The organism is bacterium (assembly GCA_030654305.1).
Taxonomy (GTDB): Bacteria; Krumholzibacteriota; Krumholzibacteriia; order LZORAL124-64-63; family LZORAL124-64-63; genus PNOJ01.
Genome location: JAURXS010000096.1, coordinates 16,044 through 31,080, shown reverse-complemented (window position 1 = coordinate 31,080; position 15,037 = coordinate 16,044). Strand labels below are relative to the sequence as shown.

Below are 15,037 nucleotides of genomic sequence, written 5' to 3'. Positions count from 1 at the left end.
TGAGGCCGGTGATCCCGAACCGTTGCGTCGGCGGCATCCATGGCTCGCCGATTCCCCGCTCGTCCGACAAGATCCCAAATAAGTCTTATCTTTATATTTCATATTCGATTAGATCACGACGAGCTCCCCGTCGATGACTCCGAATCGATATAAGCTCAAATATAATCATAATAGTGTCGTTAAATTTGATATAATTGATGGCGAAGAAGCTGCAACCACAGGAGACGATCCGGAACAGCAAGGCTTCACGCTACCTGGGGAAACCCGGATGACCTTGGTCGCGGCTTCTTCCAAATCGATCGAAAAGCGGGTGGTCTCTCGACCACCCGCTTTTCACGTATTCCGGGAATGTCGGCTCAGGGCTTCGCGAAGAACCCCGACGCAACCGTCGGGTTCAGCGTGAACGACGTGGTCTGCCCGGTGGCGAAGACCTCGTCGTCGAACAGGATCGTGAACGTCGCCGGGCGCTGCACCCCGCCGAAATCCTTGTAGCTGTCGTACTTGACCTTCTGGGTGACCGGCTCGCCGGTCATCGGCGCCTCGCCCTTGCTCTGCTCCATCACGGGCAGGCCGGTCGCGGCGTCGAGGAACATCAAGGTGTACTCGCCGTCCTCGTCGGTGATGTAGACCCGCTCGCAGGTCTTGCCGTCCAGCTCCTCCGGCGGCAGGGCCTGGCAGGTGCGGCCGGCGTGGTCGCGCAGCAGCATCAGCATGTCGCCCGCGATCTGGTCGCGCATCTTGGCGGCGTCGGCGCCCTCGATGTCCTGGACGCCCATGGGGCTCTGGACCCAGCCCTTGTCGCCGTCGAGGACCTGCGTGGATTCGCCGAAGGGCAGCTTCTGGATCAGCTTCAGGCGGTCCGGCAGGACGATGGTGGTCTCCATGGTGATGTTCAGGGACATCCCCTGGATCTCGGCCGCGAGCGTCTGCTTGGTGGCGAAGCCCCTCATGTCCGCCAGCTTCTTGCCGCCGACGGCCGCCGCCGCGCGGTCCAGGAGCTTCTGGCCGGCGGCCAGGGACTCCGGCGTGGCGGCGGGGATCTCCAGGGTCAGCTTGGGCTCGGGGATCGAGATGTCGATCATGTTCACGGCCCCGAAGCGGCTCAGGTCGCCGTCGAAGTCGGCCGGGTTGCCGACCGCCAGCACCGACAGGCGCTCCGGCTTCCAGACCGCCTGGCAGGCCTCGAGCACCTGCTCCGCGGTCATGGCCTGGACCGCGGCCCGGTAGCCGGTCAGGAAGTCCGCGGGGTAGCCGTTCATCTCGAACAGCACCATGCGGTCCAGGACCTCGCGCTTGGAGTCGTAGTTGAAGACGTCGCTGTTGAGGATGCCGTCCACCGCGGTGCGCAGCTCCTCGGCGGTCACCAGCTCGCGCGTCATCTTCTCGATCTGCTCGATCATGACGCTCGCGGCCTGCTCGGTGGACTCGCTCTTGGTGCCGGCGAAGGCCACGAACACGCCCGGCTGCCGCCAGTCGGTGCCCGAGGCGCTGCCCGTGGAGTAGGCCAGGCCGCGGGCGCTGCGCACCTCGTTGAACAGGCGCGAGGCGAAGCCGCCGCCCAGGATCCGGTTGGCGACCTCGATGCCGGCGTAGTGCGGGTCGTCGTTGCGGATGCCCTTGTGGCCCAGGACCACGGTCGACTGCGTGAGGTCGTCCTTGGGGGCGACGTTCACGGTGCGGGGCAGGTCGGGCGCGACGGGATCCGCGGGCAGGGGCCGGCGCGCGGCCGGCCAGCCGGCGAAGGCGGCCTTGATCTTCCCGGTCATCGCGGCGGCGTCGAAGTCGCCGATCACGACCAGGTAGGTGCGGTCGGGGCCGAACCAGTCGGCGTGGAAGTCGGCCAGGTCCTGGCGCGCGATCGCGCCGAGGGTGTCGTACTCCTCGTTGCGGGCCAGCGGGTGGTCCGGGCCCAGGATCACGCGGGAGAACTCGCGGCGCGCGATGCTCATCGGCTCGTCGTTGCGCCGCGCGATGCCGGCCTTGTGCTGGGTCTTGGCCAGGTCGAGCTTGTCCTCGGCGAAGCGCGGGCTGCGCAGGATCTCGGCCAGGACGGACAGGGCCGTGTCGGCGTCCTCGGTCAGGGCCGACAGGTAGGCGCCGGCGGTGTAATCGCCGACGTAGGTCTCGACCACGGCGCCGAGGGACTCCATCAGCTCGTCGATCTCGTCGCCCGACCAGCTGGCGGTGCCGCCCGAGCGCAGGACCTCGCCCGTCAGGGAGGCCAGGCCCGTCTTGCCCTCGGGCTCGTAGATCTGGCCGGCGCGGATGGTGGCCGACAGCTCGATCATCGGCAGCTCGTGGTCCTCGGCCAGGTAGAGCACCATGCCGTTGTCCAGCTGCACGCGCTGGTAGTCCGGCAGCTGGATCTCGCCCAGGACCGGGGTCTTGATCTTCTCCCACGGCTTGCTGCGGGCCGCGAGCGCGGGCGAGGCCAGGGCCGCCGCCGCGAGCAGCAGCAGGACCGGGGCCGCCGTCTTCAGGATTCGCTTCATGACCAGTCTCCTTTCCATGGCGCGACGCGGGTGTCGCGTCAGTTGGCGGCCTCGACCGTCTTGATGAAGGCAACCGTGCGGTTGTTGGGGACGAAGATCTCGCCGGCGACGCGCTGCACGTCGGCGACGGTCACCGCGTCGATGGCCTCGAGCTGGCTGAACATGCGGCGCCAGTCGCCCTGCTTGCCCTGGTACTCGGACAGCTGGGCCGCCAGGCCCATGTTGCCCTCCAGCGAGCGCACGAAGTTGGCGCGGGCGCGGCGCTTCACGCCCGCCAGTTCCTCCTCCGTCACGCCGCCGTCCACGAGCTTCGCGATCTCCTCGAGCACCGCGGCCTCGAGCTGCTCGGCGCTGACGTCCTTAGCGGGCATGCCCAGCACGGCCAGCAGGGTCGGGTACTTGTCGCCGGGGTAGCCGGCGAAGCTGAAGGCCTGGACCGCCGACTTGTCCTGCTTGACCAGGCGCTCGTACAGGCGGCTGGTGCGCCCCTGGCCGAGGATGTCGGCGATGGCGTCGTAGACCGCGGCGTCGGCGTGGGCCCAGTTGCCGATGTGGAAGCCGCAGATGTAGAAGGGCTGCGCCTCGTCCTCGATCACCATGCGGCGCTCGCCCTTCTGCGGGGCGTCGAAGGTCTCGATCACCGGCGGCTCGGCGGCCGACACGCCGGTGAAGTACTTCCCGGCCAGCCGCTTGACCTCTTCGAAATCGACGTCGCCGACCACGGCCACCGTCATGTTGCGGCCCACGTAGTGGGTCCGGTAGAAGGTCTCGCAGTCCTGGCGGGTGATCGTGTTGAGGTCGGTCATCCAGCCGATCGTCGAGTGGTGGTAGGGGTGGGCCATGAAGGCCAGGTTCTGGAACTGCTCGATGAGCATGCCGATCGGGCTGTTCTCGGTGCGCATGCGGCGCTCCTCGGTCACCGGGCCGTCCTTCTCGGTGTAGAACTCGCGCATCACGGGGCGCGACATGCGCGTGCCCTCGAGGTAGGCCCACAGCTCCAGGCGGTTGCTCGGCAGGCTGTACATGTAGCTCGTCTCGTCGGTGCCGGTGCCGGCGTTCATGCCGCGGCCGCCGTTGTTCTCGACGATCTGCCCGAACTCGTTGCTGACGACGAAGGCGCGGGCCGCGTCCTTGGCGGCGGTGAAGGCCTGCTCCAGCTCGGCCAGCTTCGCCGGGTCGGCGTGGTCGCCCTTGAGGCGCTCGGTTTTCAGCGCGGCGAAGGCCTCGTCCTCGGCCTTCATCGCCTGGGCCTCCTTCTTGGCGTCGGTGGTGCCGATCTCGGCGGTCCCCTTGAACGCCATGTGCTCCAGGATGTGGGCGATGCCCGTGATGCCCGTGACCTCCTGGGCGCTGCCGACGTTCATGAAGGTGTTGAACGAGAACACCGGCACGTCGTGCCGCTCGAGCACGAGGAAATGGATGCCGTTGGGCAGGGTGAACTCCCGGACCTGGTCCTTGAGGTCCTGGTAGCCCTCGGCCGACGCCGACACGGCGCCCAGCGCGACGGCCAGGACGGCGGCCAGGACCAGGGTCTTGCGGATCACGGACATGACGCCTCCAACTGTTGACCCCGGCGGCGCGATGCGGGCGCGCTGCGGGGCAGCCTCGGATTCGCCCGGCGGGCCCGGGCCTGCAAACTGTCGCTTGGGTCGATCGCGGCGGGGGAACTCCCGAACGCTAGCACCGGTCGCGACGACTGTCAAACGGACCGCTCAGCGGAAGATCTCCTTGCGGCGCAGCAGCCAGCAACCCAGGGCGAAGGCGACCGCCGCCACGGCCAGCAGCACCAGGAAGGAGTGCCACGGGGACGGCGGCACCTCGTGCAGGAGCATGACCTTCAGCTCCTGCAGCAGGTTGGGCATGTCGCCGGTCGAGGCCGCGGTGTTGTGCAGCAGGTTGCGCAGGTGGAAGACCACCGTCAGCTCCTGCAGCCGCAGCGGCGCGTTGCCGCCGATGGACTCCCAGCCGAACGCGAACAGGATGGCCGGCAGCATGGGCTTCTTGAGCCAGGTGCCCGCGGCGGCGAAGATGGCCGTGTAGACGACCGCGCCGAAGAGGATGACCAGGCAGGCGCTGACGTAGAGCTTCAGGAAGTCCATCGAGATGATCCCGAAGTTCCCCACCGTCATCACCAGGAAGGCCGCGACCAGCGAACCCGCCACCAGCAGCCCGGCCACCGCCTGCGCCGCCACCAGGCGCCCCAGGTAGATGGCCTCGCGGCGCAGGGGCCGGGTCCAGTAGTAGATGATGGTGCCCTCGTCGGCGCTCTCGCCGATGGCCGACAGGCCGAAGGCCAGCGAGACGATCGCGACCATGAAGTGGATGTAGACCATGCCGCTGAGGTTGGCCAGCAGCAGCTCCGGCGGGATCTTCCCCTCGCGGTCCAGGAGCCGCCACGCCACCGCCAGCACCACCGGCAGCAGCATCAGCAGCCCCACCGAGAGGATGCGCCGGCGGCGCACCATCTCGCGGAAGGAGAAGAACGCGATCCAGTAGGCCGAGACCGCCAGGCCCAGCGGCCGGTCGTTCCCGGCGGCGGCGCCCGCGGCGGCGGGCGGTGCGGCGACGCTCATCTCAACCCCCCACCAGATAGTCGAAGACCGCCTGCAGGTTGTCGTCGAGGGTCTCGATCTCGTCGACGGGCAGGGACTCCGCCAGCAGCCAGCCCGGCAGCTCGCGGTAGAAGTTCACGGCGTGGTCGGTGCGCGCCACGACGCGGCCGAACTCGTCGATCTCGACCCCGCGCACCAGGTCGCGCCCGGCCAGCGACGACGCCAGGCGCCGCGCCTCGGTCGAGGTGAGCGCCACGATGGTGGGGCGGTCGTGGATCGCGTCGCGGATCTCGGTGATGTCGCCCTCGGCCATCAGCTTGCCGCGGTGGATCAGCACGATCGAGCGGGTCATGGTCTCGATCTCGGGCAGGATGTGGCTCGACACCACCACGCAGCGCCCCTCGTCGCCCAGGCGCTGCACCAGCGCGACGATCTCCCGCCGCGACACGGGGTCCATGCCGTTGAGCGGCTCGTCCAGGAACACGATCTCGGGATCGTGGGCCAGGGCCTGGGCCATCTTGACCTTCTGCCGCATGCCCTTGGAGTAGGCGCCGATGCGCCGGTCGGCGGCGTCGCCGAGGTGCACGAGGTCCAGCGCGCGTTCGGCGCGCGCGTCCACTTCCGTCCCGTCGTAGCCCATCAGCCGGACCATGAGCCGCAGGAACTCGCGCCCGGTCAGCCAGTCGAACAGCGCGTCGCTCTCGGGGCAGAAGCCCACGCGGCGGAACAGGCCCACGTCGCGGCGCAGGCGGTGCCCGCGGATGAGCACCTCCCCCTGGCTGGGCGTGATCAGACCCGACAGCATCTTGAACAGGGTCGTCTTGCCGGCGCCGTTGAGGCCCAGCAGCCCGGTCACGCCGGGGCCCAGCGCGAGCGTGCAGTCGTTGACGGCGATGACCTCGCCGAACCACTTGCTGACCCGCTGCGCCTGCAGCACGGCCGTGGCGGACGCGGGTGCGACGTTCACGCCACCACCTCCACGGGCTTGATCCGCCGCCGCAGCACCCAGGCGCCCAGGGCCGCGTAGGCCAGCACGACCAGCAGGCTCGCCGCCGGCGGCACCTCGCACAGCGGTTCGCCGCCGAAGAAGACGATGCCCGCGTTGAGGAACTGGCCGGGGAAGTTGAGGATCTGCAGGCCGGGGCTGAACAGCGACATGATCTGGGCGAGCCCGTCGGTGCCCGCGTAGAGCAGCACCCACCACAGGGCGACGAACACCGTGCGCTGGCCGATCGAGGACAGGGCCAGCAGCACCAGCGTGAAGCCGGCGCCGGTCACCAGGCAGTAGGCCAGCGCCTGCAGGGGGATCAGCAGGAGCATCTGCATCCCGGTCGCGCCGCTGGTCACCAGGTAGCCGAACAGGCACAGCGCCCAGACGGGCAGCAGCGTCACGGCGAAGTAGTAGAACATGATCACGGCGCCCTTGCCCAGGACGTAGTCGCGCACGCCCAGCGGCCGCGACAGGTACAGGGCGAGGCCGTTCTCGCGGCGGTCGCGGCTGATCAGGCCCGAGCCGATGATCGCCAGCAGGATCAGCACGAACGGCGACTGCCAGCCCAGGTAGGCCAGGAAGCCGCGCGGACTGATGTCGGTCCACTTGCCGCCGATCAGGCGCGACAGCTCGCCCATCTGGAAGGTGAAGTAGAGGATGCCGCCCTTGACGATGGCCGGCACCCAGGCGACCGCCAGCAGGAACAGCAGGCGGCGGCTCTTCAGCGGCTCGGCGATGCCGCGCCGGGCGATCGTCCACCAGGGCGCGCGCGCGCGGTGGCCGCTGTGCTCCCAGGGACGGTATCCGCGTTCGTAGACGGGCATGTCAGTCCTTGCTGCGCGCGTCGTCGGCGTCGTCGACGAGCTGGTAGAACAGGTCCTCGAGGGTCTCGCGGCGCGGCTGCAGCCGGCGCAGCGCGAAGCCGCTGGCCGAGGCGGCCGCGAGCACCAGGCGGGCGCCGGCGTCGGCCGGGGCGGTGATTTCCAGGAGCCGCTCGCGGCGCGCGGCCGCGAGCCCGGCGGCCTGCAGCGCGGCCAGGAACGCCGGCTCGTCGCCGAAGCCCTCGACCAGGAACTGCGCCGTCGCCCCGGGCGGCGCCACCTCGACGCGGCCGTGGCTCAGCAGCCGGCCCTGGCGCAGGACCAGGATCTCCTGGCAGACCTCGCGCACGTCCGCCAGCAGGTGCGTCGACAGGATGATCCCGAAGCCCTTGTTCGCGGCCAGGTCGCGCATGAGTTCGAGCATGCTGACGCGACCGCGCGGGTCCAGGCCGCTGGTCGGCTCGTCCAGCAGCAGCCAGTCGGGGTCGTGGACCAGGGCCTGGGCCAGCTTCAGGCGCTGACGCATGCCCTGGCTGTAGGTGTCGGCCTCGCGGTAGCGCTCGTCGGCGAGGCCGACGTAGTTCAGGACCTCGTGGGCGCGCTGCAGGGCGTCGGTGGGCGGCATGCCGCCGAGCTCGCCGAGGTAGGCCACCATGGAGACGCCGCTCATGCCGGGCAGGATGCCGCCGCGCTCGGGCATCCAGCCGATCCGGCGGCGCGCGCCGCGGGGGTCGCGCGCCATGTCGCAGCCCATGACCGTGACGGCCCCCCGCTTCAGCGGCAGGTGGCCGAGCAGGGCCCGCAGCAGCGTGGTCTTGCCGGAACCGTTGGGGCCGAGCAGGCCCACGGCCCGTTTCTCGAGGCCGAAGCTCACGTCCTGCAGGACCGGCGCCGCCGCGTAGGCGAACGTCAAGTCCCGCACGGCGATGGCCGCGGCGGCGGGTTTGACAGCGGTCTTGGTGGCTTCCATCTTGAATCCTGGTATTCTGCGGGACGTTGCCGACGTCTGCGGCGGGCTCCTACGTCGCGACCGGCCCATTGTTCCAGGGCGGCGGGAGATTGCAAGCGCAATCCCACCCCCGCCGCCCGGAAGGCGGGGGGGATCCATGTCCGACAAGAAGAGCTACGGCTTCCAGACGCGCTGCATCCACGGCCACGGCCACGTCTCGGACGGCCGCTGGCGCACCGCCCGCCCGGTCTCGTGCCCCATCGTCCAGACCTCGACCTTCGCCTTCGAGAGCGCCGAGCACGGCGCCGCCATCTTCGCCGGGGAGAACGACGGCTTCCTCTACACGCGCCTGGGCAACCCCACCCAGGAGGCGCTGGAGTGCCGCCTGGCGGCGCTGGAGGGCGGCGAGGCCGCCCTGGCCCTGGCCAGCGGCATGGCCGCCTGCACCACCGCCGTGCTGACCCTGTGCGGCAGCGGGGACCACGTCGTCTCGGGCGACACCCTCTACGGCGGCACCCACCAGCTGTTCACCCACACGCTGCCGCGCCTCGGCATCACGGTCACGGAGGTCGACGCCACCGACCCCGCCAACTTCGAGCGCGCGATCACCCCGGCCACGAAGCTGCTCTACGTCGAGACGCCCGCCAACCCCACGCTGGTGCTGACCGACCTGCCCGCGGTGATCGCGATCGCGCGCCGGCACGGCATCCCGCTGCTGGTGGACAACACGTTCTGCACGCCGGTGCTGCAGCGGCCGCTGGAGATGGGCGCCGACATCGTGCTGCACAGCGCGACGAAGTACATCGGCGGCCACGGCGACGCGATCGCCGGCATCCTGGTGGGCTCGTCCGAGTTCATCACCCGCGCGCGCTTCGAGACCCTGCGCGACATCGGCGGCTGCATCAGCCCCTTCAACGCCTGGCTGCTGATCCGCGGGCTGAAGACCCTGGCGGTGCGCGTCCGCCAGCACGGCGAGAACGCGATGACGGTGGCGAAGTGGCTGGAGAAGCACCCCAAGGTGACGCGCGTGATCTACCCCGGCCTGCCCTCGCACCCCCAGCACGAGCTGGCGAAGCGGCAGCAGGCCGGCTTCGGCGGCCTGATCAGCTTCCTGGTCGCGGGCGGCCGCGACGCCGGCCGCACGGTGATGAACAGCGTGGAGCTGTGCACCCTCGCGGTGAGCCTCGGGGACGTGGACACCCTCATCGAGCACCCCGCGACCATGACCCACAGCACCTACTCCGAGGAGGAGCTGCTGAAGGTGGGCATCGACCCGGCGATGGTCCGGCTCTCGGTGGGCCTCGAGGACCCCGAGGACATCATCGCGGACCTCGCGCAGGCGTTCGACCGGATCTGAGCCCCGTCAGCGGACCACGGGCGCGCCGGCGTCCGGCTTGGCCGCCTCCGCGACCTGGGAGCTCTCCCACTCGCGGGCGAGGCGCAGCAGGTCGTCGAGGCTGCGGGCCCGCTCGAAGAGCTTCAGGACTTCCTTCAGCTGGACGTCGTCCTCGATGGCGACCTGGTAGGCGGCGAGCTGCCCGTACTTGTGGCGCATCAGCTCGCGCCGGATCCCCTGCTCGATGTAGGCGCGGTTGGCGGCCAGCAGCTCGTCGTCGAGCTTCAGGTCGTAGACGCCCAGGTATTCCTCGATCTTCTCGCGCTTGCGCAGGTGCTCCTTGAAGGCCGCGAACATGGGGGCGTCGACCGTCAGGTCGCTCGGCACGTCGTGGTAGGCGGCCCACCAGGTGGCGAAGCTGAACAGCGCCCCGTCGCGCTCCAGCGCCACCTCGAAGTCGCCCAGGAAGGGCTGCTCGACCTCGATGTCCGGCGTGATGCCGCCGCCGCCGTAGACGACGCGCCCGCTGTCGGTGGCGAACTTCTCCTTCTCGGCGCGCGGCAGGTCGAGCTCGACGTCGGGCGGGCCGTCGCGGGCGGGCTCCAGCGTCAGGTCGAGGTCGCTGTCGTCCTCGTGGCGGTCCTTGTGGATGGAGCGGCCGCTGGGCGTGTAGTACTTGGCCGTGGTCAGCTTCAGGGCGCTGTCCTCGCTCAGGGGGAAGACGGTCTGGACCGACCCCTTGCCGAAGCTCGTCTTGCCGACGACCAGCGCGGCGTCGTGGTCCTGCACGGCGGCGGCGACGATCTCGCTGGCCGACGCCGAAGCGCCGTTGATCATGACGATCGTCGGCAGCCCCGCCGCGGCGTGGCGGTCCTTCTCGGCGTAGTAGCTGCGGTTCTGGTTGCGCAGGCGGCCCTTGGTGTAGACGATCAGCTCGTTGTGGTCCAGGAACAGCTCGCTGACGCCGTTGGCGGACTCCAGCAGGCCGCCCGGGTTCCAGCGCAGGTCCAGCACGAGGCCGCGCGCGTTCAGGGCGCGCAGCTCGGCGATCTTGTCGCGGATCTCGTCGGGCGTGGTGCGGGCGAAGCTCTGCACGCGGATGTAGCCGATGTCCCCCATCATGAAGGCGTAGGGCACGCTCTCGACCTCGATCACGGCGCGCGTGATGGTCAGCGGGAACGGGTCCTTGGTGCCCTCGCGCTGGATGGTGATCGTGACCTGGGTGCCCGGCTCGCCACGCAGCAGCTTCACGGCGTCGTCGCTGCCGAAGTCGAAGGTCGACTCGCCCTCGATCTCCACGATGCGGTCGCCGCCCTGGATGCCCATCAGGAAGGCGGGCGTGCCCTCGATCGGCGAGACGACGGTCGGATAGTGGTCGCGGATGTTGATGGTGATGCCCAGCCCGCCGAACTCCCCCTCGGTGGACATCATGAGGTCCTCGTAGTTCTTCGGGGGCAGGTACTGCGAGTGCTCGTCGAGGTAGCCCATCATGCCGTTGATGCCGGCCTCGAGCAGCGCGTCGGCGTCGACGTCGTCGACGTAGTTGTAGAACACGCGCTCGTAGACGTTGCCCAGGGTCTGCAGGGCCTCGATGTAGCGCTGGCGGTCGGTGCCGCGCGGGCGCTCCAGGGTGCGCGTGGAATCCTGGGCGGCGGCGGGCGCCGCGGACGCGGCCAGGGAGACCAGGGCGACCAGGGCCAGCAGGGGGCGCCGCAGGGCGGCGAAGTTGCGCGCAAGGGCCATCATGCTCGACCGGCTTTCTCACGGGTGGCGGGCGACGGGGCACCCCGTATTTCGGGCACATCCATAAGCGATTATAGTCCCGTCAGCAAATCGTGTTCCAGACCGCGCAGGTGGGCGACGGCCTGCTCGACCTGCCCGTCCGGCGGGGCGGTCGCGTCCAACGCGCGGAAGCGGGGGTCGCCGGACCCGGCCATGGCGAGGTAGGCGGCGTAGACCCGTTCGTGGAAGGCCGCCGATTCCCGTTCGAGGCGGTCGGGATCGCGGTCCCCGAACCGGCGACGGCCGGCGGCCGGCGGCAGCAGGCAAAGCAGGGTCAGGTCCGGCACCGCCCCGGCCAGCGCGAAGTCGTTCAGGGAATCGACCTGCGAGCGGCCCAGTTCCCGGCCGGCGCCCTGGTAGGCGACCGACGCGTCGGCGTAGCGGTCGCAGAGCACGATCCGGCCGGCGGCGAGGGCGGGCAGCACGACCTCGCGGACCAGCTGGGCCCGGCTGGCCACCATCAGCAGCAGTTCGGTCTCGGGACACAGCTCCGGCAGCGACGGGTCCAGCAGCACGGAGCGGATGCGCTCGCCGACGGGCGTGCCGCCCGGCTCGCGCGTCGTCAGGACCGGCCTGCCGAGCGCCTCGAGGCGCCCGGCCAGCCCGCGGATGAGCGTCGACTTGCCGCTGCCCTCGGGCCCCTCGAAGGTGACCAACAGGCCCCGGCGGGCCGGATCAGCCACGGTGGTGGAGGTCCGCGTAGGGGTCGTCGTCGTCGTCTGGCTCCTCGAGCCGGACTTCGCCGTCGGGATCGGGGCCCGGCGCCGCGGGTTCCGCGCCGGCCAGGACTTCCGGATCATCCGGATCTTCAGGATCGTCCGGGGCACCCGGTCCGCCGGTCGCGGCGGCGATCGGCGCCGGTCCGGACGGGGCCGCCCGCGACGGCCGCCGCGGTACGGCGCGCGACTCGTCGCCCAGGTCGCGGCTGACCGTGGCGATCCGCTGCAGCGTGGTGAAGAGGGTCGCGGCGGCCAGCAGCGCCAGCACCAGCTTCAGCACGTGGCGGCCGAGGATCATGCCGAGGATCAGCAGGACCATGCGCTCGGGGCGCTGCAGCCAGCCGCCCGTGCAGGTGACGCCCAGGCCCTCGGCGCGCGCGCGCGCGTAGCTGGTGGTCAACGAACCGGTCAGGGCGAGGATCACCAGCAGCACGGCGCCGGAGTCGGGCCAGGACAGGGCCTCCATGTAGAACCAGGCCAGCCCCGCGTAGACCGCCGCCTCGGACAGCCGGTCGAAGTTGGAGTCGAGGAAGGCGCCGCGCCGGCTGGCCCGCCCCTGCAGCCGCGCCAGGTCGCCGTCCAGCATGTCGAACACCGAGCCGACGATCAGGACCAGGGCACCGAGGAAGAGCTGCCCGGCGGCCGTGATCCAGGCGGCGAAGATGCTGATCCCCAGACCCGCGAGCGACACCCCGTCGGGCGACACCCCGGCCCGATCCAGGGCGAGCACCAGGGGCTTGACCTTGTCGCGGGCCGCCGCCTTCAGTCCGATCCTGTCCATCTCAGGCTCCTTCTTCCCCGGCGGGCCGGCCGCGGGCCAGCAGCACCAGTTCGCCCTTCAAGCGGGGGCCGTCCATCAGTACCAGCAGTTCGGCGGCCGTGCCGCGCAGGGTCTCCTCGTGGATCTTCGTGATCTCGCGCGCGATCGCCAGCTCGCGATGGGGCGCCACCTCGACCAGCGCGTCGAGCGTCTTGCGGATGCGGTGGCACGACTCGAGCATGACCACCGTCCCGCGCTCCGCCAGCGCCTCCTTCAGGAAGGACCGCAGCTTCCCGGGCTTGCGCGGCGTGTAGCCCGTGAACAGGAACCGGTCGGTCGGGAACCCCGACAGCACCAGCGCCGCCAGCACGCTCGAGGCGCCGGGCGCCACCGACCAGGGCAGGCCGGCCTCGCGCAGGCCCTGGACGATCAGGTAGCCCGGATCGGCCACCGCGGGCATGCCGGCGTCGCTGACCACGACCACGCGATCGCCCCGACGCACCCGCTCGACCACCCGCGGCGCCTGCCGCTCCTTGTTGTGGTCGTGGTAGGGCTCCATGCGGGCGTGCAGGCCGTAGCGCGACAGCAGGCCCCGCGTGCGCCGCGTGTCCTCGGCGTAGACGATGTCGGCGTCGCGCAACGCCCCGAGCGCGCGCAGGGTCACGTCGTCCAGGTTGCCGATCGGCGTCGCCACGAACAGGCACGAGCCCTCTGGCTCCGCGAGATCCGGGATCGCCACGGTGACGGGGCGCTCGGGCGTTTCCACCTCAGAAGCCGCCCGCGACGTCGGGCAGGGGGCGGCCCGGGAAGGACGCGCTCGGCACCGGCAGCCACTTGAAGGCCTGCGCGCGGACGCGGGCGCGGACCGTGGCGACCAGTTCCGGCGCGAACCCCAGCGCCGAGAGCCGCGCGTCGTCCAGACCCAGGTCCACCATGTGGTGCAGGATGAGGTCGGCCTGCTCGTAGGTGAATCCCAGCTCGGCCTCGTCGGTCTGGCCGGCCCACAGGTCGGCGCTCGGCGCCTTCTCGATGACCCGGGCCGGCAGGCCCAGGTGCCGCGCCAGCGCGCGGACTTCGGCCTTGTAGAGATCGCCCAGCGGGTTCAGCCCGAAGGCCGCGTCCCCGTGCAGGGTGGCGTACCCCAGCAGGGTCTCGGTGCGGTTGCCGGTGCCCAGCACCAACGTGCGGTCGCGCGCCGAGAGGTCGTACAGGACGATCATGCGGCAGCGCGCCATCACGTTCCCGCGGCGCAAGCCGGCTTCGGGCGGGACGTCGCGCAGGTAGGCGTCGGCGAGGTCGGAGATCTCGCGCCGCTCGGCGCGGATGCCCAGCTGGGCGGCCACCGCGGCGGCGTCGGTCAGCGAATCGGGGCTGCTGGTGCGGTAGGGCAGGTAGACGCCGAGCACGGCCTCGCGCCCCAGGGCGCGCACCGCCAGGGCCGCGCTGACGGCCGAGTCGATCCCCCCCGAGAGGCCGATCACGACGCCGGCGGCGCCGGAGGCCGCGACGGTCGCGCGCAGGAACGCGACGGTCTCGCGCTCAGCGTGCGCCGCGGGGATCAGCCAGTCCCAGTCCGATGCAGCCGTCATGCCCTTACCCTTCAGGACGGGGGCGCGGGCGCCGGCGCGCGGTAGGCATCCAGCGCGTCCTGCACCGCGAGGATCCCCGCGCGGTCGATCATGAGGTTCGGCACCAGGCGCACGCGCCCGGCTCCGAACGCCACGGCCAGGATGCCGCACCCCAGCAGATGTTCGAGCAGGTGCCGCTCGTCGGCGACCTTCAGGATGACGATGTTCGTCTCGACCGGATGATCGAGCCTGAGGGCCGGGTTGTCCAGACCTTCGACCAGCAACCGGGCGTGTTCGTGGTCCTGGACCAGCCGGGGCAGGTTGTGGTCCAGGGCGTGCAGGCAGGCCGCGGCCAGGATCCCCACCTGGCGCATGCCGCCGCCGTAGAGCTTGCGGGCGCGCCGGGCCTCGCGGATCACCGCGGCGCTGCCGGCCAGGGCCGAACCCACCGGCGCGCCGAGCCCCTTGGAGAAGCAGACGCTGACGGTGTCGGCCGGCGCGGCCAGTTCCGACAGGGCGGCGCCCGTGGCGGCGTGGACGTTCCACAACCGGGCGCCGTCCAGATGCAGCCGCAGGCCGCGGGCGTGCGCCTCGCGCCCGACCTCCACGACCTGCTCCTGCGGCAGGATGCGGCCGCCGGCCCGGTTGTGTGTGTTCTCGAGGCAGATCAGCGCCGGTCGGGCGGCGTGGTCGTCGTCGGGATTCAGGACCGGCTGGATCGCGGACCACGGGAGCGCGCCGCGGTCGCCGGCCACGCAGGCCAGCAGCAGTCCGGAGAGCGCCGCCGGCCCGCCCTGCTCGTAGCGGTAGATGTGGCAGTCCGCCTCGCAGACCACCTGGTCGCCGGGGCGGGTCTGGACGCGCAGCGCGATCTGGTTGGCCATGGTGCCGCTGGGCACGAAGAGGGCCGCTTCCTTGCCCAGCAGTGCGGCGGTGCGTTCCTGCAGGTGGTTGACGGTCGGGTCGTCGCCGAAGACGTCGTCCCCGACTTCGGCCTCGGCGATCGCCCGGCGCATGCCGGCGTCGGGCCGGGTCACGGTATCGCTGCGCAGATCCAGCATGGGGCA

The 15,037-nt window shown here is 70.8% G+C and carries 13 protein-coding genes; 1 reads left to right on the top strand and 12 read right to left on the bottom strand.

Features of this window, described 5'->3' with window-relative positions; genetic code table 11:
- Positions 1-356: 356 nt before the first annotated feature.
- The 6 genes from Q7W29_02665 to Q7W29_02640 all read right to left on the bottom strand — a co-directional run bounded on the left by Q7W29_02665 (position 357) and on the right by Q7W29_02640 (position 7,826).
- Positions 357-2,492: a pitrilysin family protein gene (locus tag Q7W29_02665; protein ID MDO9170713.1), complete on the bottom strand. Its 2,136-nt coding sequence runs from the start codon at positions 2,490-2,492 to the stop codon at positions 357-359.
- 38 nt (positions 2,493-2,530) lie between these two features.
- On the bottom strand, positions 2,531-4,042 hold the full coding sequence (locus Q7W29_02660) for a pitrilysin family protein (GenBank protein MDO9170712.1): 1,512 nt from the start codon (positions 4,040-4,042) through the stop codon (positions 2,531-2,533).
- A gap of 162 nt (positions 4,043-4,204) precedes the next feature.
- Positions 4,205-5,065, bottom strand: a complete 861-nt coding sequence (locus tag Q7W29_02655; GenBank protein ID MDO9170711.1) for an ABC transporter permease subunit — start codon at positions 5,063-5,065, stop codon at positions 4,205-4,207.
- Between the two features lies 1 nt (position 5,066).
- Positions 5,067-6,011: an ABC transporter ATP-binding protein gene (locus Q7W29_02650; GenBank protein ID MDO9170710.1), complete on the bottom strand. Its 945-nt coding sequence runs from the start codon at positions 6,009-6,011 to the stop codon at positions 5,067-5,069.
- Positions 6,008-6,859: an ABC transporter permease gene (locus tag Q7W29_02645; protein MDO9170709.1), complete on the bottom strand. Its 852-nt coding sequence runs from the start codon at positions 6,857-6,859 to the stop codon at positions 6,008-6,010. Before Q7W29_02645 ends, Q7W29_02650 begins: the two co-directional genes overlap by 4 nt.
- A 1-nt stretch (position 6,860) precedes the next feature.
- A complete protein-coding gene (locus Q7W29_02640) occupies positions 6,861-7,826 on the bottom strand; it encodes an ABC transporter ATP-binding protein (GenBank protein ID MDO9170708.1) in 966 nt (321 codons plus the stop codon).
- A gap of 136 nt (positions 7,827-7,962) precedes the next feature.
- Here Q7W29_02640 and Q7W29_02635 point away from each other — a divergent pair, with 136 nt between their 5' ends.
- Positions 7,963-9,162: an aminotransferase class I/II-fold pyridoxal phosphate-dependent enzyme gene (locus Q7W29_02635; GenBank protein ID MDO9170707.1), complete on the top strand. Its 1,200-nt coding sequence runs from the start codon at positions 7,963-7,965 to the stop codon at positions 9,160-9,162.
- Positions 9,163-9,168: 6 nt separating this feature from the next.
- Here Q7W29_02635 and Q7W29_02630 read toward each other — a convergent pair whose 3' ends face one another.
- From Q7W29_02630 to Q7W29_02605, 6 genes are all read right to left on the bottom strand, one after another.
- Positions 9,169-10,887 carry a S41 family peptidase gene (locus tag Q7W29_02630; GenBank protein ID MDO9170706.1) on the bottom strand — a complete coding sequence of 573 codons (1,719 nt, stop codon included), beginning with the start codon at positions 10,885-10,887 and terminating at the stop codon, positions 9,169-9,171.
- Between the two features lie 68 nt (positions 10,888-10,955).
- Positions 10,956-11,606: a dTMP kinase gene (tmk, locus tag Q7W29_02625; GenBank protein MDO9170705.1), complete on the bottom strand. Its 651-nt coding sequence runs from the start codon at positions 11,604-11,606 to the stop codon at positions 10,956-10,958.
- A complete protein-coding gene (locus Q7W29_02620) occupies positions 11,599-12,423 on the bottom strand; it encodes a CDP-alcohol phosphatidyltransferase family protein (protein MDO9170704.1) in 825 nt (274 codons plus the stop codon). The genes tmk and Q7W29_02620 overlap by 8 nt, the downstream gene beginning before the upstream one ends.
- Position 12,424: 1 nt before the next feature.
- Positions 12,425-13,168, bottom strand: a complete 744-nt coding sequence (gene rsmI, locus Q7W29_02615; GenBank protein ID MDO9170703.1) for a 16S rRNA (cytidine(1402)-2'-O)-methyltransferase — start codon at positions 13,166-13,168, stop codon at positions 12,425-12,427.
- 1 nt (position 13,169) lies between these two features.
- Complete coding sequence (locus Q7W29_02610; protein ID MDO9170702.1) at positions 13,170-13,991, bottom strand: NAD+ synthase; 822 nt, start codon at positions 13,989-13,991, stop codon at positions 13,170-13,172.
- Positions 13,992-14,002: 11 nt separating this feature from the next.
- Positions 14,003-15,031 carry a GntG family PLP-dependent aldolase gene (locus tag Q7W29_02605; protein MDO9170701.1) on the bottom strand — a complete coding sequence of 343 codons (1,029 nt, stop codon included), beginning with the start codon at positions 15,029-15,031 and terminating at the stop codon, positions 14,003-14,005.
- Positions 15,032-15,037 lie beyond the last annotated feature (6 nt).

What these genes read in the sequence shown, in the direction of transcription:
- Q7W29_02665 (MDO9170713.1), bottom strand. Translation starts at nt 2,492, where the DNA reads ATGAAGCGAATCCTGAAGACGGCGGCCCCGGTCCTGCTGCTGCTCGCG.
- Q7W29_02660 (MDO9170712.1), bottom strand. Translation starts at nt 4,042, where the DNA reads ATGTCCGTGATCCGCAAGACCCTGGTCCTGGCCGCCGTCCTGGCCGTC.
- Q7W29_02655 (MDO9170711.1), bottom strand. Translation starts at nt 5,065, where the DNA reads ATGAGCGTCGCCGCACCGCCCGCCGCCGCGGGCGCCGCCGCCGGGAAC.
- Q7W29_02645 (MDO9170709.1), bottom strand. Translation starts at nt 6,859, where the DNA reads ATGCCCGTCTACGAACGCGGATACCGTCCCTGGGAGCACAGCGGCCAC.
- Q7W29_02640 (MDO9170708.1), bottom strand. Translation starts at nt 7,826, where the DNA reads ATGGAAGCCACCAAGACCGCTGTCAAACCCGCCGCCGCGGCCATCGCC.
- Q7W29_02635 (MDO9170707.1), top strand. Translation starts at nt 7,963, where the DNA reads ATGTCCGACAAGAAGAGCTACGGCTTCCAGACGCGCTGCATCCACGGC.
- Q7W29_02630 (MDO9170706.1), bottom strand. Translation starts at nt 10,887, where the DNA reads ATGATGGCCCTTGCGCGCAACTTCGCCGCCCTGCGGCGCCCCCTGCTG.
- Q7W29_02620 (MDO9170704.1), bottom strand. Translation starts at nt 12,423, where the DNA reads ATGGACAGGATCGGACTGAAGGCGGCGGCCCGCGACAAGGTCAAGCCC.
- Q7W29_02610 (MDO9170702.1), bottom strand. Translation starts at nt 13,991, where the DNA reads ATGACGGCTGCATCGGACTGGGACTGGCTGATCCCCGCGGCGCACGCT.
- Q7W29_02605 (MDO9170701.1), bottom strand. Translation starts at nt 15,031, where the DNA reads ATGCTGGATCTGCGCAGCGATACCGTGACCCGGCCCGACGCCGGCATG.